The following is a 26704-nucleotide window of genomic DNA, read 5'->3' as shown; positions in this document are numbered from 1 at the left end:
CCCGTCACGAATCATGGGTCATCTCCTTCGCGATCGCCGTGATCAGCTCACGGGAGTCTTCGACGTCGAGCGCCCGCTCGCCGAGCGAGCGCCAGGCATCCTCGTACAAGTTGATCTCGTGCGGTTTGTCAAGGTAGACCGCGCCGCAAGGACCGTCCATGTAGATCGTGGTCGGCTCTGGCTCCCGCACATCGGTCGGGAAGTCGAGCATGGTGAAGGTGCCCGTTTCCGCCCAACGGAACAGCCCTGCTGCCAGAGGGAGCACCCGAACCCGGATGTTGTGCCGCTCGCTGGCCATAACCAGGGCGTCGAGTTGCCGGGCCATCGCCGACCGGTCGCGCAACGGTCGGCGCAGCACCGCCTCGTTGAGGATCACGTCGTAGTAGGGCGCTCGGGGAATTGCCCGAGCCAACAATCGTTGCCTGCGGAGCCGGACATCCACCTTGGCCTGTCGCTCCGCCGCGCTCATCTGCGGGTGGTCAGTCGCGATGACCTCGGTCATGTACTCGACCGTCTGCAACAGGCCGGGTACCAGGTTGGCTTCGTACTTTCGGATCTTGGTGGCGGCGGCTTCCAGGCCGACGTAGAGCTTGAACCAGTCCTTGATCGCCTCCCCGTAGCTGTGCCACCAGCCGTGCGCCTTGGTCTCGCGGGCCAGCGACCGCATCGTCTTGATCGTCTCGCGGCCCACGCCGTACACCCGGCACATGGCCTCCACGTCGTTCGGGTGCATGGGGACCTGGCCGGTTTCGTACCGCCAGATTCGCGGCGTCGACCATTCCAACTCTTTCGCTGCCGCGGCCACCGTTACGTGCGCGTTTTCGCGAAGTTCTCTCAAATATCTGCCGAGTTGCCTACGCGGGACGGTGCTTCCCGGGTCGTCCACGTCATCTCCTTTGTTGTTGTCGCGTAAGGCACCTCATCCCTTGGTCCGCATTCTTGCGCAAAACATTGCGCCAAACCAGTAGTGAAATGACCATCGTGGATGACCGGCCGATCCCCCTGGCAGGTCACGACCGGGGCGGGCGCCTTCCCCGAAACCTCATCCCGGCGTCCGCCCCGGCACCGTCACCATTGGACAGTGGAGGGATCTAGATGACCGGAGAACGCCCACTCCCCCAGCAGATCCGCGCCGCCACCTTCGACACCCGCTGGCGCGGCCTCGACCCCGCCCAGGTGCACGACTATCTCAACCGACTCGCCGACGAGCTGGAGCGCCTGCACCGCGAACTGACCACCGCCAACACCGAAGCCGAACGCACCCTCCAGGCGCTCCGACAATGGCAGTCCCGCCAGACCGCGAACCGCCGCTACAGTTCGCGGTCGATATGAGCGCACCTCACTGGATCATCCATTTGCCCACCAGACTGACCAGCCTCGACGAGGCCACCGCACTCGCCGTCGCGCTCCGCGACTCACTCGGCCACCTGGCGGTCATCGACTTCGGCGAAACCACCCTCAGCGAAGAAGACCGTCAGTTCCTGCGCCACCGAGTCTGGTGCGACGCCCCACTCGGCGGCCCCAACCGTTGCCACCAGCGAAACGACCACGCCGGTCCCTGCACAGTCAGGTGATCGACTCCGTTTCGGCGACGTGGCGGTGTCGGGTGGTACGGGATACCGCCACCTCGCCGGAACGGCGTCGGCAGACCGGCCAGGATCAGGCCGTACGCTGTTCCTCGTCGACCGACGGCCACGGCGGATCGTGATGCACCCACGGTGAGGCGCCCGCCAACTCCGTTCCGCCGGCCGGGACGCGGCGGATGGCGTAGCGGATGACCGCTGGGCCACTGACGAGCATCACGACTGCCGCGGTGGCCAGCGCGAAGGTTGTCGTCGCACGATACGGCGGCCAACCCGTCAGCAGCCGCAGCAGGTACGGCAGCGACACCACCGCCCCGGCGAGCAGGCCCGCCGCACAGATCCGGCCGACGAGGGGCTGCAGCGGCTCGCTGAGGTTGGCCACGAGGACGGCTAAACCGGCTGGTACCGCCATCAGCCCCAGTGTCATCAGCACGATACCGAACGATCCCAGGAAAGTGCTCTCGTTCCTGCCGGAGAGCGTGTGCATGATGAACACGGCGAACCCGACAGGGTGGAGCGCGCCGACACAGGCCGCCACCGCGGCCAGTGACCAGCCGTGTCGCCGCACCAGCAGGGTGGCGCAGCCGACCAGAGCCACCATGCTGCCGACCGCGATCGACAGCGGCACGGCGACCCTGACACCAGCGGTGACGGTCGCGTTGGCGACGCTCGGGATCGGTGTCGCCAACTCCTCGTGTCGGAAACCGTCGCCGGCAAGAGTGCCGAAGCCGATCCGCTCCCACCGGCCGGCAGAGTCGCGGCGGGCAAAGCCGTCCCGACCGTTGGCCACCAGCACCACCACGCCGCCGTCCGGCTGCTCCCGCACCAACAACGCACGCGACGACAGGTACTCCTGCACGTCGCGCATCCCGGGCATCGTCGCGCCGAGCCGCTCCCGGGCATCATCGTCGATCTGCCAGGCGACGCGCCACGTCGCTCCACCGTCCCGGCTCTCCTGCACCGCCAGACGGCCCGGCACGATCCGGAAGCAGTGGTCCGCATCCCGCGCCGAACAGTCCTCTCCCGACGCGGCCGGCGGCGGCTGCGCCGAGAACAGTTCGTAGCCACCCTCCGGCAACTCCGAGAACGTCGATCCGTCGTCCGCGCCGATCCACCACATGTAGGGCTCGCGGGAGCCGTGGTAGGCATTGCCGATGCCGACCACGGTGACGCCCTGCCACTCGTACATCGTGACGGCGTCGTCTTGCACGGGGGCGGAGGTGGCCACGACGCCCAGCCCGGCGATCGGCAACACCACCAGCACCGCCACCATCCGCAGCCAGCGGACCAGGCTCGGGCGGGCCGCCGCCGAGCGCCACGTCCACCAGGCCAGGCCCAGCGCCGGCAACGCCAGCAGGTCCGTGCCGTCGGCCAGGATCACCGACGGTCCGTTCACCACGCTCCACGCCGCGGACGCCGTGGCCGCCCCCTCCGGGGTGGCCTTCACCGCCGTGAACCCCACCCCAACCAGGAAGACCGAGCCGGCCGCCAGCAGATCGGCCGACGCGCGGCCCGACCCGGGACCAGCAACCCTGACAGTACGCCGCAACACCGGCAGCCGACCGCACCCGGCCAGCAGCAGCGCCAGTACGACGGCCAGCAACGGTGGCGCCATCACCAACCCGGCGACGTCACTGAGCTTTCCCGTCAACCAACCGGGATAGGCCGCCTTGAGCACCTGGTCGTTGAGGACCAGCAGCGCGGTGGCCGCCACCGTCACCGGATGGACCAGCCAGATCAAAAAGACGTCGACCGACCCGCTGCGCGAGCGCTCCACGCCTGGTCCGCACTGCTGCGACGCGTCCATGCTTCCCCCGTGATGCTGCGAGCGCCCGTGCCTTCACGGTCGACCCGCCGGGTAACACTCCCGTCTCGCCCAGACCTCAAACTCGCATCCATGCCGATCTGTGTCCCGCAGTGGCGGCGAAACCATTCAGCGCAACGCCTCACGGGAAAGGAAGTCGGCCCGCCGGATCACCTCCGGCAGGCGGTAACGCTGGCTCAGGTCAAGGGTGATCGCGCTCGCCTGCTCAAGGCCCGTCCGGTGACCCACCGACACGAACACCGGCTTCACGCCCGTCCGCGTCCGCAGCACCCGCCCCAACACCTCGTCACCGTCACACAACGGCGACCACTCACCCCGGCGCGAACCCGGCTCCTCGTACGCCCCGACGAACGGCGTCTTCGCCACCCCGAACGTCGGCAACCCCGCCACCACCCCCAGATGACAGGCCAACCCGAACCGCCGAGGATGCGCGACGCCGTACCCGTCACACACCACCACGTCGGGGCGGCGGGCGAGTCGGGCCAGCGCCTCCAACACGATCGGCACCTCCCGGAAGGCCAGCAACCCCGGCACATACGGGAAGCTCACCTCACCGGAGACGACGGCCGACTCCACCTCCACACCGGTACCCAGGTCGAAGACGACAGCGGCGGCCACGATCCGCGTCGAGCCCTTGTCGTACGACACGTCCACACCAGCCACCAGCGTCGGCGCGACTTCCAGGCAGTTGCTCAAGTCGAGCCGCTTCCGCAACTCCTGCTGGATCCGCTCCGCCTCCACCACCGACCCCGGGTCCAAGACCGGCCGACCGTCCCAGACCGGCGGCATCACGCCGTACCAGCCGCTGGTCCGCCAGCCGCATCCTGGCCGGCGAGCTGCGCCCGCAACCGCCGCACCTCGGCCACCAGACGCGGTACCGCATCCCGCGCCATCGCGATGAAGGCGGCATTCTCGTCCCAGCGCTCGTCACCAGCGTCGACATAGCGGGGCTGCTGCACAAGCGTCGCCGCAACGATCTCCCGATGATCGAAGTCAGGCCACCTCGCACCTCGACCATCGCCCGGCACCACACTCACCGCCACCAGACTCATCGCATGGTCGTCATCCAACAACCGGACGAACCACGGACCGGGAGTGGCCGCCACACACAGCTCCTCGATCTCCGCCAGCTCGTCATCGGCCAGCAGCCGGTCAGCAGGAACGATCGTCATGATGCGGGAGCGTAACGGGAGCGTCGGATTCCGCCGACCCTCGCTGACCAACATCGATGCATCACTGCAGGTCGTCCTGCCCCTGACTACACATCCTTCCGAGCCTTCGGCTGACTCAAGATCCACGTGCGGATCACCGATGCGCGCCGATCTAGGGGAAATGGTCGTTGCTGGAGATCAAGTAACGACCATTTCCCCTAGATCGACGCGGGCGGGGGGCGGGGGCGGGGTTACTGCCAGAGGGCGGCGGCGACCTGTGGGTACAGGCCCTCGGGGTGGGCTCGGAAGAGTGGCTCGGTGCCGAACAGGGTCACGTTCGCGCCCTTCGCCACGCCGCTGACCACCACCGCCTGGCCGGCGGCGGCCTCCTGACCGCCCCAGTGACCGGCGAGGAAGAAGCCCTCGCCGGCGAGGCGCTGGTCGACCCGGACGCCGGCACCGACCGAGGTGAAGTACTGGGGTGCGTCGACGAACGAGGTCGGCAGCGCGTTGCCGGTGATCGGTGACGCCGGATCGTTCTGCACCGCGACGATGCCGTTGGCGTCGCTGCGGCCGGCCGCGACGGTGACGTCGAGCAGGCCGGCGCGGTCGTTGAACTGCGCTCCGCTGGCCCCGCGCCCCACCACGGTCCCGCCGTCCGCCAGCCACTGCTCGAACGCGGCGCTCTGGGTGGCGTCCAGGCTGAGCGGGTTGAACGTCGTGGTGGAGACGAAGAGGGCGTCGACGTCGTCGAAAGACACCGTCCCGGCGTTGAACGCGGTGTGCGTCACCGAGACCGGCTCGAAGCCCATCTGCCGCAGCGCGAAGATCTCACCCGCGTTGGCCGCGACACCGAGCCGGGTCGGTGCCACCGGCGTGGCCGTGCGTACCTGCGCCGGGGTGAGCCGGGTGAAGTCGACGCCGTAGGTGTCAGCGATCGATCGGACGACGGCCGTGCCGCCAGGCACGACAAACATCCCTTCGGGGGTACGGGAGAGCGTCGCCCCGTCGGCGAGGAGCTTGTTGACCGCCTGGATGCCGGCCACCGAGTCCACGGTCAGGCCGTGGTACGCCGGCCGGCCCGGCGGCACCGATCCGGTGGCGCTGGCCGTGGTCACCCGACGCAGACCCTTGACGTCGAGGGTGACGTCCCTGGTCACCCGCTGCACCGTGGCGCCCCAGAGATGACCGTGGCTCCAGGCTGAGATGTCGTACATCGCGTCGAAGTCGGCGGTGACGTCCCGGCCGACCTCCAGCAGCGCGTTCGCCAGGCCCCGCTTGGCCAGGCGCATGTCGACCACGTAGGAGCCGGCCTCGTAGCGCGAGCCATCCAGCTTGAACGGTCGGGACGCGCGGTGCACGGTCAGGTCGTTGTCGAGCATGAACTGCACGAGCCGGGCCGCCGCGGTCTCGCTGCGCTGACCCGCGCCGGCCGGGATGACGTACGCGCGGGGGAAGCTCTGCGGGTGGGTCTTGGCGTTGTCGCCACCGGCGAGGGAGATGGCGAGCGGGTCGTCGATCGGTCGCGTCGCCTCACCGGCCACCCCCCGCCGGAACCACTCCAGCTGGTTGGTGAGCAGCTGCCCGCGGTTCTCGGTGGCGTAGCCGAGGTTCCCGCGGATCGCCGCCACCGCGACGGCCGTGTTGATCCGGGTACGCTCGTGCCGTTCCGCCTCGGTCAGGTTGCCCCGAGGGTTCAGCGGCACCTCGACGGTGTGCCCGATCGTGCCGTGGTACATCGCGTACATCGGGGTGAAGATCGGTGGCCAGTCGTCCCAGCCCTGCGTCCGGTCCCGGAACGGGATGTCGTTGCGCCGGCTGCCGTCCGGGTTCGCGCAGCTGGCCCGGGTCTCGCCGGTGGCGAGGACGGCCTGCTCCATGGCCAGCCCGTTGCGTAGCGCGTGCCGGATGTACAGGTCGTACTCGTAGTTGTCGCCGTGCGGGCCGGTGGTCGGCTCGATCAGCGTGCAGTTGACGTACCCGTGGATGTCCAGCATGGTCAGCGGGCTGTAGCGGACGAGCTGGGCGCGCACGGCGCGGACCTCGGGCTGCGACGCCGTGATGTAGTCCCGGTTCATGTCGAAGCCGTTGGTGTTGGCCCGGGTCGCCGCGACCCGACCGTCGGGGTTGTTGGTGACCACGAAGGCGATCACGTGCTGGTCGAGCATCCGGGTGATCTCGGGGTCGGTGGAGAAGGCGAGTTCCTGGAGCACCTGGAGGCTGGCGTCGGTGCCCTCCCACTCGTTGCCGTGGATGTTGTTGTTGACGAACAGCGGAGTGCGCCACGAGTCGTACCCGCCGGTCCGGGCCTTGGCCAGCGCCGCGCGTGGATCGCTGAACCGCAGGTCGGAGAGCTGCTGCCACTTCTTCCACTCGGTGTCGCGCATCGGTGCGGTCGCCACCACCAGGTGCAGGTCGCGGCCGAGCACGGACTGGCCGATGACCTCCACGCTGATCCGCCCGCTCTGCTGGAGCGCCCGCAGCGCGGCCGGGATGTCGTGGTACGCGATGAGGTTCATCGGGATGGACGCGTCGCTCGGATCCACCGGCACGTCCCGGATGACGTCGTTACGCGGCTTGCCGGGCAGCTTCACCGACGGCGCCGGCGGCTGGTGCGGCTTCCCGCCCAAGGCGTCGGCGGACCGCGCCCCCGTGCCGGGTCCGGTGTCGAACGGCAGCTCGGTGTCGGACTGGCCCCGCGGCGACGTCGCCGTCGCGCCGGGTGCTGCCGGATCGGCGGGCGCCGCGGTGGCGGCGGTGGTCGGTCCGAAGAGGAGTACGGCGGCGAGCAGGGCTACCAGTGGTCGTCGAACATCCACGCGCGTACCTCGATTCGAGGGCGGGGCGCCCGGACGGCGACTCGTGATCGCCGGCGCCATGATTGGCAGTTCTACCAACGACACCTGTCGAAGTCGATAGCCCGGTGTGCTTCATGTTCGGGCGATCCGTTGACGCTCTCAGCTCGACAGTGCGCCGCCCTACACTTGTCTGCCGACGAGTCGGTCATGCGGGCGGCACGGGAGGCGTACGTGATTCTGGACTGGCCCGGCTGTCGCAACGGCCGCGACCTGGGTGGTCTGCCGACCATGGACGGCGGCCGGACCCGCTACGGCGCGCTGTTGCGCTCGGGCGGCCACGACGGTCTGGACCCGTCGGTCCTGCGGGACGCGGGGATCGGCCGGGTCGTCGACCTACGCTGGGCACGAGAATGCGTCGAGCGCCCGAGCCCCTTCGCCGGCACCCCGGTCTACCGGCACGCGCCGATGCTCAACGACGTGCTCGACTACGAGCCGCCGGACGACAGCTACGGACCGATGCTCGACCACAACCGGGTACGGATCGCCAACGCGTTCCGGGTGGTGGCCGAGGCACCCACCGGGGGCGTCCTGGTGCACTGCCACGCCGGGCGGGACCGCACCGGCGTACTGGTCGCGTTGCTGCTACAGGTCGCCGGGGTGGGTGCCGACGAGATCGCCGACGACTATGCGCGGACCGACGGCTGCACGGCGACGCCGATGCAGAACACCCTGGCGCACCTGGAGCGTCGCTACGGCGGCGCCGTGGCCTACCTGGTCGGCGCGGGAGTCGAGCCGGCGCTGGTGGCGGCGGTCAGGACGAAGGTCTCCACCTCGGTGCCGCCGTACCAGTCGGTGCGTCGGCCCACGTAGGTCATGCCGAGCCGCCGGCACACCGCCATCGAACGGTCGTTGCCCGGCGTCACCACCGCGTACACCTGACGGGTGCCGGTGGCGAACTCGCGCGCCAGCACGGCCCGGGCCGCCTCGGTGGCGTAGCCGTGACCCCACGAGTCGGGGTGCAGGTGCCAGCCCACCTCGATGTCCTCGGTGGGGGTGTGACCGTCGGCACCCGGCAGCGGCTTGAGCAGCACACTGCCCGCCACCGCACCGGTCTCCCGGACCTCGATCGCCCAGAGGCCGTACCGGCCGGCGTGGCCGGCATGGCGTTCGCGCCAGGTGGTCAGCCGCTCGGCGGCCTGCTCGGGCTCGGTGAGCCGTCCCGCTCCCCCGCCCAGCCACCGCATCACCTCGTCGCGGGAGTAGATGTCGTAGATCCGGGCCAGGTCGGCCGGCACCCCGGTCCACTCGCGCAGCACCAGTCGGTCGGTCGTCGCGGCGGTCATGGCTCGCGATCGTAGCCCGATCGGCCACCGATCACCGACCCGTCGGGTCCCGCACGGTCGGCCGGTGCGACGCCGGCAACAGGGACGGTTGCCGGCGGGATCGGCGGGGAAATGGAGCGCGATGGGCAATGCGTGGCAGCGGACGAGGCGGATCACCCGGGCAGCCTTCCGCCCGCTGCGTGGCCGCGACCTGTCGCTGCACGCCGCCGCGATCACGTTCTACGGGGCGATCGCCGTGGTGCCGATGGCCCTGCTGGCGATCTGGTTGACCGCGCTGCTGGCGGGGGCCGACCGGGTACGCCGACTCACCACGTACGCCGTGGAGGCGCTGCCGGACGAAATCGGGGCGCCCGCCGCGGTGGCCGCGCTGGTCGAGGCCGGTGTCGGCCTGACGCCGTGGCTGGCGCTGGCCGCGCTGCTGCCCGCGTCGCTGTACGGCGAGGGGCTGCGCCGGGCGTTCGTCTCGGTGGCCGCCCCGCGCTCCGACGAACACCTGATCGGCTGGCGGGGCCGGCTGTTGCTGCTGCCGCTGCTGGCGCCGGCCCCGGCCCTGCTGTTGTCGGTTCTGCTGGCGTTGCCGACCACCACCGACCTGGTCCAGCGGGGTGGCTGGGCCGGCGCGCTCGGGGTGGTGCTCTCGTTCCTGGCGGTGTGGCTGGTGCTCACCCCGGTGCTGATGTGGGTGTTCCGGGTGGTCGGCCCGGCGTCGCCGGACTGGCTCTCCACGCTGGGAATGGGATCGTTCACGGCGGCGAACCTTTCCGGCTTCCTGCACGGTTTCGTGCTGTTCGCCTCGCTCCCGCTTGACCTGGGCCTACCCTTCGGCGATCTGGAAGAGGTCGGCGCCGCCGTGGCGATCCTGCTCTGGCTCTACGTCTTTCACGTCATCGTGCTGGCGGGCTACTCCGCCACCCTGGCCCTCTCCAACTGGCGTCAGCGGCGGAAGGGGCCGGTGACCTCGTAGGTGATGCCGCCGGAGCCGGTCGCGTTGCCGCTGGTGCCGCGCTGGGAGGAGAAGTAGAGGCGGGAACCGTCGGGGCTGAACGCCGGGCCGGTGATCTCCGAGGCGGACTGGCCGAGCAGGCGCAGGAAGGGTGCCACCACGCCGGCCGGCGTGATCACGCAGATCTCCATGTTGCCGCCGTCCTCGGCCACGTAGAGGTCACCGCCGGCGGTTCCGGTGATGTTGTCCACCCCGGTCAGCGGCGCGGTTCCGGCCGGCACCAGTGAATCGTCGTACGCCAGGTCGATGCGCTGGTTGACCGCGTCGTACGCCCACACCCGGTTGTCGCCCTTCGTGGTGAACCAGCAGGTGCCCCGGTCGTACCAGCAGCCCTCGCCGCCGTCGAAGTGCTTGGCGGCGCCGACCTGGAACCGGGTCGGGATCGGGAAGCCGTCCCGGTCCGGGATGTTCTGCCAGGTCACCGGGCCGGCGGTCGCGTTGGCGGGGGCACACAGCACCTGCACCTGGCCGGTCCGCAGGTCACCCCAGGTGTCCGGGACGAAGCGGTAGAAGCAGCCGTCGCCCTCGTCCTCGGTCAGGTAGATCACCCGGCGCTCCGGGTCGCAGGCCGCCGCCTCGTGGGTGAACCGGCCCATCCGGGTGCGCTCCTCGGCGCTGCGGCTGCCGTCTGGCCAGGTCTCGAAGACCCGCCCGAGCGGCACCTCCTCGCAGGAGAGCCAGGTGCCCCACGGGGTCGCCCCGCCGGCGCAGTTGACGTTGGTGCCACCCAGGATGCGGTACGCGCTGGCGATCGACCCGTCGGCGCGGAGGCGCACCGCGGAGACCCCGCCGATCAGCGGGACCTCAGAGTTGGAGACGTAGATCCAGCCGTCACCGGCCGGGAAGCAGGCGCCGCCGTCCGGTGCCCAGTGCCAGACGTACGAGGTTCCGGCGACCCGCTGCCCGGAGCGGGCGACGACCCGGCTGGTGAAGCCGGCGGGCAGGTGGATGCCGTTGGCGTCGGCGGCGAGCAGGTCCCCGTACGGGCCGGGGCCGGGTTGGGCGGGGGCAGCCAGGGCGGCACCGGCCCAGAGACTGCCGGAGAAGGCGGCGGCACCGGAGACGATGGCCGCGCCGGAGACGGCGGTGGCGCGCAGCACGGTACGACGATCCATCAGAACCCTCCGAGGGGTGGCGGGGGCGGGCCCCACCGACGCTAAACCCCCGCACCCATCGACAAAACCCACTCCCCCATGAACGCCAGATGACACCTCCCCCAGAAGCCAAGCGGGATGGGGGTGGGGGTGCGAGGGGTTAGGGTGCGGGGATGACGGGTGATGTGCCGGGTGAGGTGCCGGGGCGGGTTGACGTGGTGGTTGTCGGGGCCGGGCACAACGGGTTGGTCTCCGCGATCCTGTTGAGCCGGGCGGGGTTGGAGGTGCTGGTGCTGGAGGCCGCCGACGTGATCGGTGGGGCCACCCGCACCGAGAACCCGTTCCCCAGGGTGCCCGAGCTGCGTCACTCCACCGGGTCGTACCTGCTCGGGCTGATGCCACCGGAGCTGCTGGCCGCACTCGACGTCCGGATCCCGGTGCTGCGCCGGGACCCGCACTACTTCCTGCCCACCCCGGGCCCGGCCGGCTCGCCGTACCTGCTGTTCGGCACCGACACCGCGGCCACCCGCCGGCAGCTCACCGAGTTCTTCTCCCCGGCCGACGTGGCCGCCGACGACGCGTTGCAGGCCGAACTGGCCGCGCTGCGCGAGGACCTCGCCCCGGCCTGGCTGGCCGAGCCGGTGTCGGTGGAGGAGACCGCCGAGCGGCACGTCCGCCCCGAACTGCGTACGGCCTTCGTGGACCTGGTCCGCGGCTCCGTCGCCGACTACCTGGCCCGCTTCGACTTCCGCTCCGAGCTGCTGGTCAGCATGTACGCGGTCACCGACGGCCTGTCCGGGCTGAACGCCGGACCGGACGACCCGGGCACCGGGCACAACTTCCTGGTGCACAACATGTGCCGGCTGCCCGGTTCGGGCGGCACCTGGATGATCGCCGAGGGTGGCATGGGCACCGTGTCGCGTACCTTCGCCGACGCGGCGCGTGCCTCCGGTGCCCGGATCGTCACCGGCACGCCCGTCACCGCGATCACCCTCGACCGTGGCGCCGCCAACGGAGTGGTGCTGGCCGACGGCCGCGAGATCGGTGCCGAGGTGGTGCTGGGCGCCTGCGACCCGTACCGGTTGATGGAGCTGCTGCCCGACGGCGCGCTCCCGACGACGCTCACCGCGCGGATGGCGGCGGTACGGCGCACCGGCACCACGCTCAAGCTCAACCTGGCGCTACGCGACCTGCCCCGCTTCTCCTGCCTGCCAGAGGGCACGGCGAGCCCGTTCGGCTCCACCATCCACCTGCTGCCCGGCTCGGCGTCGCTGACCGGCGGCAGCGGCGAACCGCCGATGGCGGCGCTGCGCGCCATGTGGGCCGACGTGCAGGCCGGGCGGCTGCCCGAGGAGCCGACCATCGAGTGGTACCTGCACACCACCGTCGACCCGTCGCTGGCCGACCCGGCCGGGCACCACTCGTCGGCGCTGTTCGTCCAGTCGGTGCCGTACGAGCTGGCCGGCACCACCTGGGATGCGGCGCTGCCCGGGTACGTGGAGCGGCTGGTGGCGATCTGCGAACGGTACGCCCCCGGCACCGGCGACCTGATCGCCGACGCGGTACCGCTGCCGCCGCCCGGCATCGAGGCGCACTTCGGCATCACCGGCGGGCACATCCACCACGTCGACAACACCATTTCCTTCGCCGACCGGATGCCGTACGCCACCGGCGTCGACGGGGTGTACGCGGGCAGCGCGGGCTGTCACCCCGCCGGCAGCGTGATCGGTGCCGCCGGCCACAACGCCGCCCAACGCATCCTCGCCGACCTCGGCCGCTGAGGGGTAAGGAAGGGCCCCCTATTAACGCCTCGGGTAGTAGAAGGGCCCCCTATTAACACCCCCGACCCGGCGGCTAGTTCGCCGGCTGGGCGGCCTGCGGGACCGGTGCCTCCTCGCCGACACGGTGCGCGCGGACCTTGTGGCCGACACTGGTCAGGCAGCGCCCGCTGGGCAGGTCGAACCGCCAACCGTGCAGCTGGCAGGTGAGCTGGTCGCCGTCGACGATGCCGAACCGGCTCAGGTCGGCCTTCAGGTGCGGGCAGCGCCGCTGCACCACCCAGTCACCGAGGGTGATGTCCTCGGCGTCCACGGCCCGCTCGTGCTCGTCGTACCAGCCCTCGGCGTACTGGAGACGCTCGGTGGACAGGCACTTGAAGAAGGCGTACACGAACTCGTTGTACTGGCCGATCCGGGCGGCCGAGAACCGGCAGGACAGGAAGAGCGAGTTGACCCAGTCCACCTCGCCGATGTGCAGCAGGTGCTCGACCAGCGCCCGCTCGGTGCGGAACCGGTAGCGGACCTTCTCGTCGGCGTACGGCCGCACCTGCTTGCCGGGGAAGTCGACCACGATCGACTCGACGCTCTCGTCGTCGTAGCCGACCAGGTCGAAGCGGACCGGACCGCCGACCCCCTTGGCCAGGTAGATCGACTCGTCGAGCAGCGGCTCGATCCGCCGCTTCAGCTCCTTGAGCACGTCGACCTCGGGATGCCGCCAGGACGCCTTCTCCGCGGCGATGATCGGCCGCTTGCGCTCGCGCATCTCCTCCAGGTGGGCGACCTTGTTGGCGAAGAACTCCTCCACCGGCACCGGATGCCTGGTCGTCGCGCCGGACGTGGTGACCTCGGCGACGCTGCCGGGCAGCAGCACGATGCCGTTGGTGCCGCCGACCTTGGCGTACTCGGCCAGGAAGACCGACTGGTCGGGGAAGATGTTCCCCTCGTCGCCGAAGATGTCGTTGAACTGCCACAGCTCGTCGTCGAGGAAGCACGGCGGGCCGGCGATGGGGAAGACGTGATCGGCCTTCAGGTCGTCGATGTAGCGCCAGGTGCGGTCGAACTGCCGGTCCCGCTTCTGCTTGCCGAACGCGGTCTTCGCCGCGTTCGGCAGCTCGTAGACCATCGGGTACCAGATCGCCCCGGAGAACTGCAGCAGGTGGGCGTGCACGTGGCCCAGCTCGGCGAAGACGGTCAGGTCGGTCGGGCGGGCGTCGTTCTGGTTGAGCAGCCGGACGCCGTCGTACTCCACCCAGAGCGAGGAGTCACCGATCGGGCCGTCGGTCGGGCTGGTCAGCGCCTGAATCATGATCTTCAGGCCGCCGTCCAGCTCGACGACCTCCTCGTTGCGGGTCTTCAGGAACTTCGTGAAGCCCAGCTCACGGAATTCGTCCTCCATCTCCGAGGTGGGGAACTCGGGCAGCAGCACGGTCGCGGACTTCGACACGTACCGCTTCAGGTGAGCCGCGTCGAAGTGGTCCCGGTGCAGGTGCGAGACGTACAGGTAGTCGACGTCACCGAGGGCCTCCCAGTCGAGCTGGGAGTTGTCGGGGAACGGGAACCAGGAGGCGAAGTAGGCCGGGTTGACCCACGGGTCGCACAGGATGCTGCCCGCGGCCGTGTCGATCCGCATGCTCGCGTGCCCGGTACCGGTCACTCGCACCGCAGTTCCCCCTCAAAAAGACAATCAAGGTGTACGCCAGAACGCTACCGGAGGCAGTCTGGTCCCCGCCCCGCGACGCCGGTAGTGCCCTTGCACCCACCTGAGGGAGGTCCAAAGCCCCTGGGCCGGAACCCCTGCACGGGACGTGCCAGACTAGCCGGAGATCCGTTCGCGAGGAAGGACCGACAGTGGCAGGAAGCGAGCCGGTAACGGCGCCAGATCAGCACAAGCCCGGGCACCGCAAGGCCGGGCGGATCGGTGCGGTGCTCACCGCGCTCGTGCTGCTGGCAATGCTCTGCGGCAACCACGAGGGCAGGGTCGAGGACATCTGGCTGATCGGTCTCGCCGCGCTCCTGCTGCTCATCGTGATCGGCGACGTGGTGCTGCGCCGCAACGGCCTGCGCTCCTGACCCGTACCCTGGCCATCTCCGGCGCGCGGCGTCCCGCGAGCCGGTGACATGCGACGAGGGCCCGCCGGTGAATCCGGGACGGGCCCTCGTCGCGTTGCTCGCGGCTCAGTCGCGTTGCTCGGCGGCTGAGCGCATTGCTCAGCGGCCGAAGAGGATGTCCTGCACGTTCTTCAGCGCGGCGTCGACCTCGGCCTCGAAGTAGCCACCCTGCACCAGCCCGAAGCGCAGCGTGTCCAGGTCCTTCGGGTTCACCGGCATCTGGTTACGCCCGGCCATGCCGCCGAGCAGACTCTCGAAGAACCGATCCACCTGGTCGGGGTCGTACCCGCTGCCGAAGCGGCGGACCTGGAAGCTGCGCCGGATCTGGTCCACCCGGTAGAGGTCGCTGCCGGGCGGTCCAGCCATCGGCGGCCCACCCATCGGCGGACCGGTCATGGCCGGGGGGCCCGCCATCGGCGGTGGTCCGCCCATCGACGGCCCGCTGAGCGCCGGTTGCGGCGGTCCCGTCGGGCCACGACGCGGGTCCCGGTCCGGCAGCCGGATCTCGGCGGTCATGTCGGTACGGCCGTGCCGGCCCGCCTCGAAGCCGTCGAAACGCTGCTCGTCGGGGGGACCGTAACCGCCCGGACCGTCCGGCGGGCCGTACCCACCGGGACCGTCCGGCGGGCCGTACCCACCAGGGCCGTCCGGCGGCCCGTAGCCACCGGGACCGTCCGGCGGGCCGTAGCCGCCCGGACCGGCGGGCAGGCCACGCGGCGGGGGTCCACCGTGACCCATCGGGCCACCGGGGTGACCCATCGGCGCACCGGGACCCATCGGGCCGGCGGCGCCACGCGGCGCGTCGTAGCCACCACGTGGTGCGTCGTAGCCACCGGCGAAGGCGCCGGTCGGCTCGTCGTAGCGGCCGTAGGGCGGTCCGGCCTGCGCCGGCATCGATCGGGGCGGCATCGGCGGCTGAGGCACCGGCGACATGCCACGGTCCTCGCGCATGCCCGGACCCATCCGGTCCGGCGGACCCATCCGGGCGTCGCCACCACGACCGACCGCTCCGCCGCGTTCCTCCAACTCGGCCAACTGCCGCTCGACCCGGTCGAGGTGCAGGTCGACCTGCCATTCGTCGTAGCCGTTGAAGCGAACCCGGAAGACGACGTCGTGGACCTCCTGCGAGGCCACCGGGGCTCCGACCGGCTGGCCAGCGAGGGTGGCCTCGACCCGGTCCAGGAAGGCGTCCACCTCGTCAACCTTGTATCCCCGGCGGAGCGCCTTACGCCGGAAACGCTGACCCTGACTCGCCACTATGTCTCCTGGTCTCGTTCGCCACGCCCGGTCACGCCGACATCTCCCCGGCCGGGTCGGTGCCCTTGTCCTCCGCGGCGGCCAGCTGCCCACACGCTCCGTCGATCTCGCGACCTCGGGTGTCCCGCACCGTGGTGGACACCCCGGCGTCACGCAACCGCCGGACGAACTCCCGCTCGACCGGCTTCGGGCTCGCGTCCCAGCGGCTGCCCGGAGTCGGGTTGAGCGGGATCAGGTTCACGTGGGCCAGCTTGCCGGCCAGTAGCCGCCCGAGCAGATCAGCTCGCCACGGCTGGTCGTTCACGTCCTTGATCATCGCGTATTCGATCGACACACGACGCCCCGTGCGGGCCGCGTAGGCCCACGCTGCGTCCAGCACCTCGCACACCTTCCAGCGCTGGTTCACCGGCACGAGTTCGTCGCGCAGCTCATCATCGGGGGCGTGCAGCGACAACGCAAGAGTCACGGAGAGGTCTTCGCTGGCCAGTCGGTGGATGGCAGGCACCAGCCCGACCGTGGAAACGGTGATGTGCCGCTGTGACAGGCCGAGCCCCTCCGGTGCCGGCGAGACCAACCGGCGGATCGCGGCGATCACCCGGTTGTAGTTCGCCAGCGGCTCCCCCATGCCCATGAAGACCACGTGCGAAAGCCTCGGCGGTGACCCCGCGACCACGCCGGAGGCGGCCACCCCGGCCAGGTACACCGCCTGGTCGACGATCTCGGCGGTGGAGAGGTTACGGGTCAGGCCGGCCTGGCCGGTGGCGCAGAACGGGCACGCCATGCCGCATCCGGCCTGGCTGGAGATGCAGACGGTGACCCGGTCCGGGTAGCCCATCAGCACGCTCTCCACCAGCGCACCGTCGTGCAGCCGCCACAGCGCCTTGCGGGTCGCCCCGTCGTCGCAGGCCAGCTCCCGCACCGGGGTGAGCAGCCGGGGCAGCAGCTGGTCGGCCAGGCGCTCGCGGGACACCGCCGGCAGGTCGGTCATCTGCGCCGGGTCGCGTACCAGCCGGCCGAAGTAGTGGGTGGAGATCTGCCGAGCCCGGAAAGCCGACTCACCCAGCTTCGTGACCAGGTCCTTTCGGCCGGCAAGGTCGAGGTCGGCGAGGTGTTGCGGGGGCATTGCCGCCCGGCGCGCGCCGGGCGCGTCCGGGTCGACCGGAATCAGGGGAAGGCTCGTCATGGCCCGTCCAGTCTGGCACGCTCGGCACGGAACGCACCCCTCCGGAGGCCCCGGATCCGCTCCGGCCGCCTCCGCGACCCGGGTACGCCAGCGTCGACCATGCCTCAGTTCACCGCCGGGACGAAGACGACGAGCAGCAGGTACGCGGTCGGCACGGCGAACAGCACGGAGTCGAGGCGGTCCATCAGGCCGCCGTGACCGGGCAGCAGATTGCTCATGTCCTTCACACCGAGGTCCCGCTTGATCATGGATTCGGCGAGGTCGCCGAGGACCGCGGCACCCGCGACCGCCATCCCGAACACGGCGCCCCACCAGGGAGCCACGTCGAACAGCAGCCAGAGCAGCAGGCCACTGCCCAGGGCGGCGGCGCCGACCGATCCGGCGAAGCCCTCCCAGGACTTCTTCGGGCTGATCGTCGGGGCCATCGGATGCTTGCCGAAGTTGGCACCGGCCGCGTACCCACCCGTGTCGGAGAGCACCACGGCGACCAGCGTCACCAGTACCCGCAACGGCCCGTCGCCGGGGGACGCCGCGAGCAGGGCGGCGAAGCCGCCGAGGAAGGGCACGTACACCGCGATCATGATCGCCGCGGTCATGTCCCGCCGAAGGTCGTGCGTCCCGTCACCGAGCCGCCAGAGCAGCGTGCCGGCCACCGTGACCAGCAGGCCCAACAGGAGCGCGTCCGGGCCGGCGAACCAGGCCAGCGTGACGGTGAGCACCCCGCCGGAGACCAGCGGCACCAGCGGCACCTCGGCCCCCTGGCGGCGCACCGCGCGGGACATCTCCCAGATACCCACGCCGAAGGCCGCAGCGAGCACCAGCAGGAATGCCGGGGTGTACAGGAACAGGGGCAGCAGGACCGCCGCTCCCAGGCCCGCCCCGACCGAGATCGCCGCCGGCAGGTTCCGCCCGGCCCGGCTCGCGGTCTGCTGGCTGGCCGGCCGGCCGGCACCGGCCCGACGTCGACCACGGTGGCCCCGTCCCGGCGGTTCCTGCGCGTCGGGGCCCAGGGAGACGGGCTCCCGGGCGTCCCCGGCCGGCACTGCGGCCAGTTGGGTGGTGGGTGCGTCGTCGTGGTCCCGGCCGTCGCCGAGGCGTACCGGCGGGATCTGTGCCGTGGGGGTGTCGCCGGGGCCGAGGTCACGGTGCCCGTTGCTGTCCCGGGGGCCGGGCCCGCCCCGTTCGTCGTACGGACCGTATCGGTCCCGGTCCGGCGGACGCAGCGCAGCCGGACGGTCGGACTGCGGACGGGTGCTCGGCTCGGCGTACAGCTCAGCTCCGGGCTGTCGGCCACGGGCCCACGGGCCCGGTTCCACATCCGGATCCGGCCAGGGCAGCGAGGTGGGCCGGTCCGGGCGCTCCCAACCGGGTGCCTCGGCGCCGCCGTAGGGGTCGAGGTGGGACATCACGCACCAGACGGGAGCAGTACGAGATCCACGACTTGACGCACAGCCACTACCATCCCCTACCCGCGCGAGGCGCTCCGTCTGATTTGCCGGTCTGTCGGCTGGCCGATCCCCGCCGTTCACCGCCGGTGATCCCCGCCGTTCACTGCCGGGTCGCCGAGAATCGTGCCGAGCCTACTGCACCCACCCGTCCGGCAGGACGCACCAGTACCCACCCCCACCTCGTTGATCATGAGGTTGTCGCCACGGCACGCCGGACGACGGCGGCAACAACTTCATGGTCAACGCGGCGGGGGCGGGACTGCGACAGGGTGGGTAGCGCGTCAGACTTCCAGGAGTTCGGCTTCCTTGTGCTTGACCAACTCGTCGACGTGCGCCACGTAGCGCTGGGTCACGTCGTCCAGCTCCTTCTCCGCGCGACGGCCCTCGTCCTCGCCGACCTCGCCGTCCTTTACCAGCCGGTCCAGCTCTTCCTTGCCCCTGCGCCGGACGTTGCGGATGGCGACCTTCGCCTCCTCGCCCTTGTGCCGGGCAACCTTGATCATCTCGCGGCGGCGCTCCTCGGTCATCTGCGGGAGCACGATGCGCAGCTGGTTACCCTCGTTGTTCGGGTTGACCCCGAGATCCGAGTCGCGGATCGCCTTCTCCATGGCGTTGATCTGCGAGTTGTCGTACGGCTTGATGATGGCCATCCGAGGCTCGGGAACACCCACCGACGCCATCTGGGTCAGCGGCGTCGGGCTGCCGTAGTAGTCAATAATGATCTTGGAAAACATGGCCGGAGTGGCACGCCCGGTGCGGATGGCACCGAACTCCTCCTTGGCGTGCTCGACCGCACGCTCCATCTTCTCCTCGGCCTCGAGGAGGGTATCGTCGATCACCGCTCTCCTCGCCTCCTTCTTGTACTCGTCGTGGGCTTGTCGGGTCACCGGGGCCGCTGAGATCGCCGTCGGCGGTCGGCTCAGGTGGTGATCAGCGTGCCGATCTTCTCGCCGCCGACCGCCCGGACGATGGTGTCGTCGCCCTGCGCGCCGAAGACCAGCATCGGCAGGCCGTTCTCCATGCACAGACTGAAGGCGGCCGCGTCGGCGACCCGGAGGTTGCGGCGCAGCACCTCGGAGAAGGTGATCGAGTCGAACTTGCTGGCGGTCGGGTCGACCCGGGGATCGGCCGTGTAGACGCCGTCCACCCCGTTCTTGCTCATCAGCACCACGTCCGCGTGGATCTCCAGCGCACGCTGGGCCGCCACCGTGTCGGTGGAGAAGTACGGCATCCCCGCGCCGGCGCCGAAGATGACCACGCGACCCTTCTCCAGGTGTCGGATCGCCCGCAGCGGAATGTAGGGCTCGGCGACCTGGGCCATCGTGATGGCGCTCTGCACCCGGGTCTCGATGCCCTCCTTCTCCAGGAAGTCCTGGAGGGCGAGGCAGTTCATCACGGTGCCGAGCATGCCCATGTAGTCCGCCCGGGCCCGGTCCATGCCCCGCTTCTGCAACTCCGCGCCCCGGAAGAAGTTGCCGCCACCGACCACCACGGACACCTGCACACCCCGACGCACCACGGTGGCGATCTGTCGGGCGATGGCCTGCACGACATCCGGGTCGACGCCGATCGCGCCGCCACCGAACACCTCGCCGGAAAGCTTCAGCACCACCCGCCGGGCCCGGCCGGGCGGTGGTGCCGTCGGATCGTCCGCCGCCAGCGTCCGGTCACTCACAACCTGCGTCATCCGCCCGTCCTTCCCCCACTGGCGCGCCCGGGTGCGCGTGCCTGCCGTTGCGACCTTATGGGACGAGGAGGCCGCGGTGTCTGTCGCGTACACCGGCGGCCTCCTCGTCTTGTCGTTGCTCAGCCCACGGGCGCGGCGCGCCCGGCCGACTCAGGCCTGGCCGACCTCGAACCGCACGAAGCCGGTGACCTCGACGCCGGCCTCGGCCAGCACCTGCTTCACCGTCTTCTTGTTGTCGGTGACCGACGACTGCTCCAGCAGGACGAAGTCCTTGAAGAAGGAGTTGACCCGCCCCTCGACGATCTTCGGCAGGGCGGCCTCGGGCTTGTTCTCCTCGCGGGCGGTCTGCTCGGCGATGCGCCGCTCGGACTCGACGACCTCGGCCGGCACCTCCTCGCGGGTGAGGTACTGCGGACGCATCGCGGCGATCTGCATGGCCGCGCCACGCGCGTCGGCGTCGCCCGCCTCGTCGCTCTTGCCGGCGTACTGCACCAGCACGCCGACCGCCGGCGGCAGATCCTGGGCCTTGCGGTGCAGGTAGACCGCGACGGTGCCGTCGAGCTTGGCGAACCGGTTGAGGACCAGCTTCTCGCCGATCTTGGCGGACTGCTCCTGAATCAGGTCGGCCACGGTACGACCGTCCATCTCACTGGCCAGCAGCTCCTCGGCGTTGCTCACGCCGGAGCGCTCGCCGTGCTCGACCAGCTGCTGCGCGAGCGCGATGAAGCTGTCGTTCTTGGCGACGAAGTCGGTCTCGCAGTTGAGCTCGAGCAGCGCCTTGCCGGAGTGCGCGATCAGACCGTTCGCGGCGGTCCGCCCGGCCCGCTTGCCGACGTCCTTGGCGCCCTTGACGCGCAGGATCTCGACGGCCTTGTCGAAGTCGCCCTCGGCCTCGGTCAGGGCCTTCTTGCTGTCCATCATGCCGGCGCCGGTCAGGTCGCGGAGCTTCTTGACGTCCGCGGCGGTGATCTGGGACATGGCTCTCTCTTCGGTGTTGAGACTGCGGTGGAATGGTCTGGGTGACGGTTACCCGGTTCCGAGAGGTTCGTGCCCGGTCTATCCGCCGCCGGCCACCATCAGCGGAACCAACGGTGGCCGGACGGCGGCGCGGTCACTGACCGGAGACGACTGCCGGCTGCTCGGCGGCCGGCTGCTCAGCGGCCGGCTGCTGCTCGGTGGTCGGCTCGGCCGTCGGCTGCGCGGTGGCCTGCTCGGCCGCCGGCTGCTGCTCGTCGGCCTTCTTCGGCTCCTCGAGCAGCTCACGCTCCCACTCGGTCAGCGGCTCGTCGGTGGCGACGCCCGCCTCCGGCTTCTCGTCGCCACCCCGGCGACGGCCGGAGCGGGCGATCAGGCCGTCGGCGACGGCGGCGGCCACGACCCTGGTCAACAGCTCCGCCGAACGGATCGCGTCGTCGTTGCCCGGGATCGGGAAGTCGACCTCGTCCGGGTCGCAGTTGGTGTCGAGCACGGCGATCACCGGGATGCCCAGCTTGCGGGCCTCGTCGACGGCGATGTGCTCCTTCTTGGTGTCGACCACCCAGATCGCGGCCGGGAGCTTCTGCATGTCCCGCAGGCCGCCCAGGGTACGGGTCAGCTTGATCTTCTCGCGGGAGAGCTGCAGGGTCTCCTTCTTGGTGTAACCGGCAGCGGTGCCGCTGAGGTCACCGAGCGCCTCCAGCTCCTTCATCCGCTGCAGCCGCTTGTACACGGTCTGGAAGTTGGTCAGCATGCCACCGAGCCAGCGGTGGTTGACGTACGGCTGACCGACCCGCGTCGCCTGCTCGGCGATCGCCTCCTGAGCCTGCTTCTTGGTGCCGACGAAGAGGATGCTGCCGCCCTCGGACACCGTGTTGCGCACGAACTCGAACGCCTTCTCGATGTAGTCGAGGGTCTGGCGCAGGTCGATGATGTAGATGCCGTTGCGCTCGGTCATGATGAAGCGCTTCATCTTCGGGTTCCAGCGCCGGGTCTGGTGCCCGAAGTGAACACCGCTCTCTAGCAACTGGCGCATGGTCACGACGGCCATGGTTGGTACTCCTTGCGATCCCTGGTTTGTCCCGCCCGGCCGGCGGCCGGGCGGCCTGGTGCCCGGTCGTCGGCCATGATGAGCCCGATCAAGATCGGGACCAGGGAAGCCGCCGCCTCACGACGACTCGTGAGGAGGGCACGCGAGGTCGACCGCACAAGGCGGTCGCCAGTCGACCAGTGTACGCGCCCTCCCCACCACCTGACGTTTGGGTGTAAGGAGGGGGCCCTTCTTAACGCCTCACGTAGAGGAAGGGCCCCTTATTAACACCCGGGGGCCGTGGCAGCGCGCCGGCTCAGCCGACGGCCAGCGCGGCGACAGCGAAGAGCGCCAGTCCGACGGTCAGGTAGGCCGTCGGTGGCCGCAGCCAGCCCCTTGCGCCGTCAGCCAGCGATAATCCGGTGGTCCGCAGTCCGTAGAGACCGGCCGCGAAGATCGGCAGGCCGCAGACCAGGAACGTGCCCGCCAGCACGTCGCCGGCCGACACCGGGTCCGCGGTGACCCCGTGCAGCAGGACCTGCAGGGCTGGCAGCTCGAAGATCACTACCAGTACGGCGAACAGCACGGCGAGCACCGGCCGCCGCGTACGGTAGACGCCGTCGCCGACCGGCAGACCCGGCTGCACGCCGGCCGCCTGGTACCCGGTCTCGCCGCCGACCGGATACGTGGCCTCGCCCGCCGGCAGGTCACCCCGGGGGGTCACCGGCGGCATCGGCCCGGTCGGCTGCTCCAGCGGGCCGGGGCCCTCCGATCCGCGTCGGGCCTCGACGATCGGATACCCGGCCAACGGGACGGCACGGGTCGGGTCGCTCGACACCGCCGCTCCGCCGCTGACCGGGCTCGTCTCCCGGGCGGCCCGCCAGCCCGGACGATCGGCCGGCAGCTCACCGGAGACCTCCGGGTCGGCCAGCTCCGCCCGGCGGGAGCGTGACGCTCGGTAGCGCTCGGTCTCCGGCCCGGCATCCCCGAGCGGATCCGTCAGGCCGAAGCGGCGCGGTGGACCGTACCGGTCGTCGTCGCCCCGCTGCTCCGGCGCCAGCCGCGACTCGTCGTCGCGGTACCGCGCCTCCGCGGGGCCGTGCCGCTCCGGGTCGGCGGAGCCACGGTCGCGTTCCCCCGGGAACCAGCGCGACTCCTGGTCGTCGGCAAAGCTGCGTCGTCCGTCCACGTCCGGCACCGTATTCGACCAGCCGGTCGTACGCCATCCGAGGCCCCCGCCGACCAGCCAGGAAGTTCGCTGCGGGCAGTACGGGCCCGTAGCACATCAGGGGCATGATCGTCCGTCCGTCCACAGCCCCCGGCCGTCCACAGGCCGCCCCGGACGGGGTCGCCGCAGCACCGCGTACGGGGGCATGGTGCCGGTCATGACCAAGCGGAACCAGGCGGTCGGCGGGTACGGGGAGCGCTGCGCCGTACGGCACCTGATCGAGGCGGGGATGCGCCCGGTGGCCCGGAACTGGCGCTGCCCTTCGGGTGAGATCGACATCATCGCCTGGGACGGGCCGGTGCTCGCCTTCTGCGAGGTGAAGACGCGTCGAAGCGCGACCTTCGGCACCCCCGCCGAGGCCGTGGTGCCACGCAAGGCACGCCGGCTGCGGCGTCTCGCCGCCGCGTGGCTGGCGGCCACCGGCACCACCGCCGACGAGCTTCGCTTCGACATCGTCTCGGTGCTGCTGCCGCGCCTCGGCCGGGCCCACGTCGAGCACGTCAAGGACGCGTTCTGATGAGCTACGCCCGGGTGCTCTGCGTGGGCCTGGTCGGGGTGACCGGCCATCTGGTGGAGGTGGAGGCCGATCTCGCACCCGGCCTACCGGCGGTGGTCATCTCCGGCTTGCCCGACACCGCGCTGCACGAGGCACGGGACCGGGTCCGCGCTGCGGTGGTCAACTCCGGCCAGCGGTGGCCCAACCGACGGATCACTCTCAACCTGCTCCCGGCGACCCTGCCCAAGTTTGGCTCGGCGTTCGACCTGGCGATCGCGGTGGCGCTGCTCGGCGGCTCCGGCGAACTGCCGCTGCTGCCGTTGGACGGCGTGGCCGTCCTGGGTGAGCTGGGCCTGGACGGCGCGGTGCGACCGGTCCGGGGTGTGCTACCGATGGTCGCCGCGGCGGCGCAGGCCGGCGTCCGGCGGGTGATCGTCCCAGCCGGCAACGCGGCCGAGGCGGCGGTCGTGCCCGGCGTGCTGGTACGAGGCGTGGACACCCTGCACCGGCTGGTCGCCTTCGTCCGTGACGGTGCCCCGCTGATCGAGCCGCCGGCCGACGACCCACCCCCGGCCGTCACCGGACCCGACCTCGCCGAGGTGGCCGGGCAGGGCGTCGGACGGCGGGCCCTGGAGCTCGCCGCCGCCGGTGGGCACCACCTGGCACTGATCGGGCCACCGGGAGCCGGCAAGACCATGCTCGCCGAGCGCCTGCCGTCGATCCTGCCGCAGTTGGAGGACGACGCCGCGCTGGAGGTGACCGCACTGCACTCGATCGCCGGGCTGTTGCCGGCGGGAGGCCGGTTGATCCGCCGGCCGCCGTTCCAGGCCCCGCACCACACCGCCACCGTCTCCTCCATCGTCGGCGGCGGATCAGGGCTGGCCCGGCCGGGGGCGATCTCACTGGCCCACCGTGGGGTGCTCTTCCTCGACGAGGCACCGGAGTTCAGCAAGGCGGCGCTCGAGGCGCTGCGCCAGCCGCTGGAGCGCGGACGGGTCCTGTTGAGCCGCAGCCGGGGTGCCGCCGAATATCCGGCCGGCGCGCAGCTGGTGCTCGCGGCCAATCCGTGCCCGTGCGCGAACCCGGCCGGTGACGATCGCTGCGAGTGCCCCCCACTGGCCCGCCGCCGCTATCTCGGTCGGCTTTCCGGTCCGCTACTCGACCGGATCGACCTGCGGGTGCGACTGCAACCGATGCGGGCCGCCGAGCTGATGGAAACGACGACTCACGAGTCGTCCGCGCTGGTCGCCGGGCGGGTGGTCGCGGCCCGGCAGGCGGCGGCCCGGCGCTGGGCGGAGCTGGGTCGGCGGCTCAACGCCGAGATTCCCGGCCCGGATCTGCGCCGGCTGCCGTGGCGGCTGCCGGGCCGGGACACCGCCGAGCTGCGGGCCCGGCTCGACTCCGGGTCGCTCTCCGCGCGCGGCTTCGACCGCGTCATCCGGCTCGCCTGGACGATCGCCGACCTGGACGGGCGGGCGCGGCCGGAGAAGGAAGACGTCGGCGAGGCCATCGCGCTCAGGACGGGAGAGGGTACGTGAACACGCATGAGGAGTTGACCCTGGCGCGGGTGGCGTTGACCTGGGTGGCCGAGCCGGGCACCCGGTCGGTGCACCGGCTCGTCGACGAGCTCGGCGCGGTGGCCGCGCTGGACCTGCTGCTGGACGGCGGGGCACCGCAGGAACAGCTGCGCGACACGGTGGCGGCCCGCAGCCGGGCCGGTGACGCCCGGGCGGTCGCCGCCGAGGCCCTCGGACGCGCGGACCGACTCGGTGTACGGGTCGTCATCCCCGGCGATGACGAGTGGCCCACGACGGTGGAGCATCTACGCACGCTGCACCTGCGCGACGTCCGCCGCCGGGTCGACCGGGAGACCGCGCCACCGCTCTGCTTCTGGGTACGCGGGCAGTGGCCACTGGCCGAGGCGCTGGACCGGTCCGTGGCGGTGATCGGTGCGCGCGCGGCCACCCCGTACGGCACTCACATCGCCACCGAGCTGGGCTATGGCCTGGCCGACCGGGACTGGACGGTCGTCTCCGGCGGCGCGTTCGGTATCGACGCCGCCGCGCATCGGGGTGCGCTCACCGCCGGCGGGCTGACCGTCGCGGTGCTCGCCTGCGGCGTCGACCGCAGCTATCCGATGGGCAACGCGGCACTGTTCGACCGGATCGCCGACACCGGTCTGCTGGTGAGCGAGTGGCCGCCGGGCGCCGAGCCGCTACGCCCGCGCTTCCTCATTCGCAACCGGGTGATCGCGGCGGGTACCCGGGGCACGGTGCTGGTGGAGGCGGCGGCCCGCAGCGGCGCGACCCAGACCACCCGGCGGGCCATCGCCCTGCACCGGCCGGCGATGGTGGTGCCGGGCCCGGTCACCTCGGCGATGTCGGTGGGTGCTCACGAGTTGCTGCGGGAGGAGCCGAAGGCACGGCTGGTGACCGGCCTCGCCCAGGTGCTGGAGGAGGTGGGCCGGATCGGCGAGTTGGCGCCGGTGCCACGCGGGCCAGACCGGCCCACCGACCTGCTCGACGACGAGGCGGGGTCGATCGTTGAGGCGATGCCGCGACGCGGCCGGGTCGGCGTGGACGCCCTCGCCGCGCGGGCCGGCCTGCCTGTCCGCACGGTGCTTCGCAAACTGTCCATGCTGGAAGAGCTGGCCCTGGTGGTACGCCGCGACGACGGCTATGCGCTGGTCGTGCCGAAGAACCGGCCGTAGGGTGGA

General features: G+C 71.0%; 25 protein-coding genes. 9 read left to right on the top strand and 16 right to left on the bottom strand.

Features of this window, described 5'->3' with window-relative positions:
• Positions 1–4 precede the first annotated feature (4 nt).
• Entirely contained in the window at positions 5–886 is an 882-nt protein-coding gene (locus tag BMY89_RS01095) for a helix-turn-helix domain-containing protein (RefSeq protein WP_092373666.1), read from the bottom strand.
• A gap of 209 nt (positions 887–1095) precedes the next feature.
• On the opposite strand from BMY89_RS01095, the gene BMY89_RS01090 reads away from it, so the two are divergent.
• Together BMY89_RS01090 and BMY89_RS31430 are read left to right on the top strand one after the other, a co-directional pair.
• Entirely contained in the window at positions 1096–1332 is a 237-nt protein-coding gene (locus BMY89_RS01090) for a DivIVA domain-containing protein (RefSeq protein ID WP_092373664.1), read from the top strand.
• On the top strand, positions 1329–1574 hold the full coding sequence (locus BMY89_RS31430; protein ID WP_092373662.1) for a hypothetical protein: 246 nt from the start codon (positions 1329–1331) through the stop codon (positions 1572–1574). Before BMY89_RS01090 ends, BMY89_RS31430 begins: the two co-directional genes overlap by 4 nt.
• Before the next feature lie 85 nt (positions 1575–1659).
• On the opposite strand, the gene BMY89_RS01080 is transcribed toward BMY89_RS31430, so the two are convergent.
• From BMY89_RS01080 to BMY89_RS01065, 4 genes are all read right to left on the bottom strand, one after another.
• Complete coding sequence (locus BMY89_RS01080; RefSeq protein WP_139217880.1) at positions 1660–3390, bottom strand: hypothetical protein; 1731 nt, start codon at positions 3388–3390, stop codon at positions 1660–1662.
• 126 nt (positions 3391–3516) lie between these two features.
• Entirely contained in the window at positions 3517–4197 is a 681-nt protein-coding gene (locus BMY89_RS01075; protein ID WP_092373658.1) for an endonuclease V, read from the bottom strand.
• A complete protein-coding gene (locus BMY89_RS01070; protein ID WP_092375279.1) occupies positions 4197–4580 on the bottom strand; it encodes a hypothetical protein in 384 nt (127 codons plus the stop codon). The genes BMY89_RS01075 and BMY89_RS01070 overlap by 1 nt, the downstream gene beginning before the upstream one ends.
• A gap of 230 nt (positions 4581–4810) precedes the next feature.
• Positions 4811–7378, bottom strand: a complete 2568-nt coding sequence (locus BMY89_RS01065) for a M14 family metallopeptidase (protein ID WP_111313781.1) — start codon at positions 7376–7378, stop codon at positions 4811–4813.
• A 186-nt stretch (positions 7379–7564) separates the two neighbouring features.
• Here BMY89_RS01065 and BMY89_RS01060 point away from each other — a divergent pair, with 186 nt between their 5' ends.
• A complete protein-coding gene (locus BMY89_RS01060; protein ID WP_198413948.1) occupies positions 7565–8227 on the top strand; it encodes a tyrosine-protein phosphatase in 663 nt (220 codons plus the stop codon).
• On the opposite strand, the gene BMY89_RS01055 is transcribed toward BMY89_RS01060, so the two are convergent.
• Positions 8125–8700 carry a GNAT family N-acetyltransferase gene (locus BMY89_RS01055; RefSeq protein ID WP_092373654.1) on the bottom strand — a complete coding sequence of 192 codons (576 nt, stop codon included), beginning with the start codon at positions 8698–8700 and terminating at the stop codon, positions 8125–8127. The two genes, BMY89_RS01060 and BMY89_RS01055, sit on opposite strands and share 103 nt — an antisense overlap.
• Before the next feature lie 121 nt (positions 8701–8821).
• Here BMY89_RS01055 and BMY89_RS01050 point away from each other — a divergent pair, with 121 nt between their 5' ends.
• Entirely contained in the window at positions 8822–9664 is an 843-nt protein-coding gene (locus tag BMY89_RS01050) for a YhjD/YihY/BrkB family envelope integrity protein (protein ID WP_092373652.1), read from the top strand.
• On the opposite strand, the gene BMY89_RS01045 is transcribed toward BMY89_RS01050, so the two are convergent.
• Entirely contained in the window at positions 9634–10818 is a 1185-nt protein-coding gene (locus BMY89_RS01045; protein WP_092373650.1) for an alkaline phosphatase PhoX, read from the bottom strand. The two genes, BMY89_RS01050 and BMY89_RS01045, sit on opposite strands and share 31 nt — an antisense overlap.
• Positions 10819–10970: 152 nt before the next feature.
• Between BMY89_RS01045 and BMY89_RS01040 the strand changes: the two genes are divergently transcribed.
• On the top strand, positions 10971–12578 hold the full coding sequence (locus BMY89_RS01040) for a phytoene desaturase family protein (protein ID WP_092373648.1): 1608 nt from the start codon (positions 10971–10973) through the stop codon (positions 12576–12578).
• Positions 12579–12651: 73 nt separating this feature from the next.
• On the opposite strand, the gene BMY89_RS01035 is transcribed toward BMY89_RS01040, so the two are convergent.
• Positions 12652–14235, bottom strand: a complete 1584-nt coding sequence (locus BMY89_RS01035) for a Rieske 2Fe-2S domain-containing protein (protein WP_092373646.1) — start codon at positions 14233–14235, stop codon at positions 12652–12654.
• Positions 14236–14423: 188 nt separating this feature from the next.
• Here BMY89_RS01035 and BMY89_RS01030 point away from each other — a divergent pair, with 188 nt between their 5' ends.
• Positions 14424–14645, top strand: coding sequence for a DUF2631 domain-containing protein (locus tag BMY89_RS01030; protein ID WP_092373644.1), 222 nt, complete (start codon positions 14424–14426; stop codon positions 14643–14645).
• Between the two features lie 138 nt (positions 14646–14783).
• Here BMY89_RS01030 and BMY89_RS01025 read toward each other — a convergent pair whose 3' ends face one another.
• The 8 genes from BMY89_RS01025 to BMY89_RS00990 all read right to left on the bottom strand — a co-directional run bounded on the left by BMY89_RS01025 (position 14784) and on the right by BMY89_RS00990 (position 23453).
• The gene (locus BMY89_RS01025) at positions 14784–15941 is read right to left on the bottom strand and encodes a DivIVA domain-containing protein (protein WP_092373642.1); all 1158 of its coding nucleotides are present in this window, start codon (positions 15939–15941) and stop codon (positions 14784–14786) included.
• Between the two features lie 31 nt (positions 15942–15972).
• Positions 15973–17124 (bottom strand): dual-specificity RNA methyltransferase RlmN, encoded by a 1152-nt coding sequence (rlmN, locus tag BMY89_RS01020; RefSeq protein ID WP_092373640.1) that lies wholly within the window; start codon positions 17122–17124, stop codon positions 15973–15975.
• 104 nt (positions 17125–17228) lie between these two features.
• Positions 17229–18530, bottom strand: a complete 1302-nt coding sequence (locus tag BMY89_RS01015; protein WP_092373638.1) for a phosphatidate cytidylyltransferase — start codon at positions 18528–18530, stop codon at positions 17229–17231.
• A gap of 323 nt (positions 18531–18853) precedes the next feature.
• The gene (frr, locus tag BMY89_RS01010) at positions 18854–19411 is read right to left on the bottom strand and encodes a ribosome recycling factor (protein ID WP_092373636.1); all 558 of its coding nucleotides are present in this window, start codon (positions 19409–19411) and stop codon (positions 18854–18856) included.
• Between the two features lie 80 nt (positions 19412–19491).
• Positions 19492–20259: a UMP kinase gene (gene pyrH, locus BMY89_RS01005; RefSeq protein ID WP_092373634.1), complete on the bottom strand. Its 768-nt coding sequence runs from the start codon at positions 20257–20259 to the stop codon at positions 19492–19494.
• Positions 20260–20409: 150 nt separating this feature from the next.
• Positions 20410–21237, bottom strand: coding sequence for a translation elongation factor Ts (gene tsf / locus BMY89_RS01000; protein WP_092373632.1), 828 nt, complete (start codon positions 21235–21237; stop codon positions 20410–20412).
• Between the two features lie 133 nt (positions 21238–21370).
• Positions 21371–22285, bottom strand: coding sequence for a 30S ribosomal protein S2 (gene rpsB, locus BMY89_RS00995; RefSeq protein ID WP_092373629.1), 915 nt, complete (start codon positions 22283–22285; stop codon positions 21371–21373).
• A gap of 295 nt (positions 22286–22580) precedes the next feature.
• Positions 22581–23453, bottom strand: a complete 873-nt coding sequence (locus BMY89_RS00990) for a hypothetical protein (protein ID WP_232520990.1) — start codon at positions 23451–23453, stop codon at positions 22581–22583.
• A 196-nt stretch (positions 23454–23649) separates the two neighbouring features.
• On the opposite strand from BMY89_RS00990, the gene BMY89_RS00985 reads away from it, so the two are divergent.
• From BMY89_RS00985 to BMY89_RS00975, 3 genes are read left to right on the top strand one after another with little or no spacing between them, the layout of a single operon-like run.
• A complete protein-coding gene (locus tag BMY89_RS00985) occupies positions 23650–24009 on the top strand; it encodes a YraN family protein (protein ID WP_092375274.1) in 360 nt (119 codons plus the stop codon).
• Positions 24009–25526, top strand: a complete 1518-nt coding sequence (locus BMY89_RS00980; RefSeq protein ID WP_092373627.1) for a YifB family Mg chelatase-like AAA ATPase — start codon at positions 24009–24011, stop codon at positions 25524–25526. The genes BMY89_RS00985 and BMY89_RS00980 overlap by 1 nt, the downstream gene beginning before the upstream one ends.
• Entirely contained in the window at positions 25523–26698 is a 1176-nt protein-coding gene (locus BMY89_RS00975) for a DNA-processing protein DprA (protein ID WP_092373625.1), read from the top strand. The genes BMY89_RS00980 and BMY89_RS00975 overlap by 4 nt, the downstream gene beginning before the upstream one ends.
• The last annotated feature ends 6 nt before the right edge of the window (positions 26699–26704 follow it).

The sequence above is a fragment of the Micromonospora phaseoli genome, assembly GCF_900109115.1.
Lineage (GTDB): Bacteria > Actinomycetota > Actinomycetes > Mycobacteriales > Micromonosporaceae > Micromonospora > Micromonospora phaseoli.
This window is presented reverse-complemented; position numbering and strand designations above follow the sequence as displayed.

Bases quoted from the DNA above. Each gene is read 5' to 3' on its own strand.
- rlmN (WP_092373640.1), bottom strand. From the start codon at position 17,124: ATGACGAGCCTTCCCCTGATTCCGGTCGACCCGGACGCGCCCGGCGCG.
- BMY89_RS01015 (WP_092373638.1), bottom strand. From the start codon at position 18,530: ATGTCCCACCTCGACCCCTACGGCGGCGCCGAGGCACCCGGTTGGGAG.
- BMY89_RS01070 (WP_092375279.1), bottom strand. From the start codon at position 4,580: ATGACGATCGTTCCTGCTGACCGGCTGCTGGCCGATGACGAGCTGGCG.
- pyrH (WP_092373634.1), bottom strand. From the start codon at position 20,259: ATGACGCAGGTTGTGAGTGACCGGACGCTGGCGGCGGACGATCCGACG.
- tsf (WP_092373632.1), bottom strand. From the start codon at position 21,237: ATGTCCCAGATCACCGCCGCGGACGTCAAGAAGCTCCGCGACCTGACC.
- BMY89_RS01055 (WP_092373654.1), bottom strand. From the start codon at position 8,700: ATGACCGCCGCGACGACCGACCGACTGGTGCTGCGCGAGTGGACCGGG.
- BMY89_RS01050 (WP_092373652.1), top strand. From the start codon at position 8,822: ATGGGCAATGCGTGGCAGCGGACGAGGCGGATCACCCGGGCAGCCTTC.
- BMY89_RS00980 (WP_092373627.1), top strand. From the start codon at position 24,009: ATGAGCTACGCCCGGGTGCTCTGCGTGGGCCTGGTCGGGGTGACCGGC.
- rpsB (WP_092373629.1), bottom strand. From the start codon at position 22,285: ATGGCCGTCGTGACCATGCGCCAGTTGCTAGAGAGCGGTGTTCACTTC.
- BMY89_RS01090 (WP_092373664.1), top strand. From the start codon at position 1,096: ATGACCGGAGAACGCCCACTCCCCCAGCAGATCCGCGCCGCCACCTTC.
- BMY89_RS01060 (WP_198413948.1), top strand. From the start codon at position 7,565: ATGCGGGCGGCACGGGAGGCGTACGTGATTCTGGACTGGCCCGGCTGT.
- BMY89_RS01075 (WP_092373658.1), bottom strand. From the start codon at position 4,197: ATGCCGCCGGTCTGGGACGGTCGGCCGGTCTTGGACCCGGGGTCGGTG.
- BMY89_RS00985 (WP_092375274.1), top strand. From the start codon at position 23,650: ATGACCAAGCGGAACCAGGCGGTCGGCGGGTACGGGGAGCGCTGCGCC.
- BMY89_RS01080 (WP_139217880.1), bottom strand. From the start codon at position 3,390: ATGGACGCGTCGCAGCAGTGCGGACCAGGCGTGGAGCGCTCGCGCAGC.
- BMY89_RS01040 (WP_092373648.1), top strand. From the start codon at position 10,971: ATGACGGGTGATGTGCCGGGTGAGGTGCCGGGGCGGGTTGACGTGGTG.
- BMY89_RS01045 (WP_092373650.1), bottom strand. From the start codon at position 10,818: ATGGATCGTCGTACCGTGCTGCGCGCCACCGCCGTCTCCGGCGCGGCC.
- BMY89_RS31430 (WP_092373662.1), top strand. From the start codon at position 1,329: ATGAGCGCACCTCACTGGATCATCCATTTGCCCACCAGACTGACCAGC.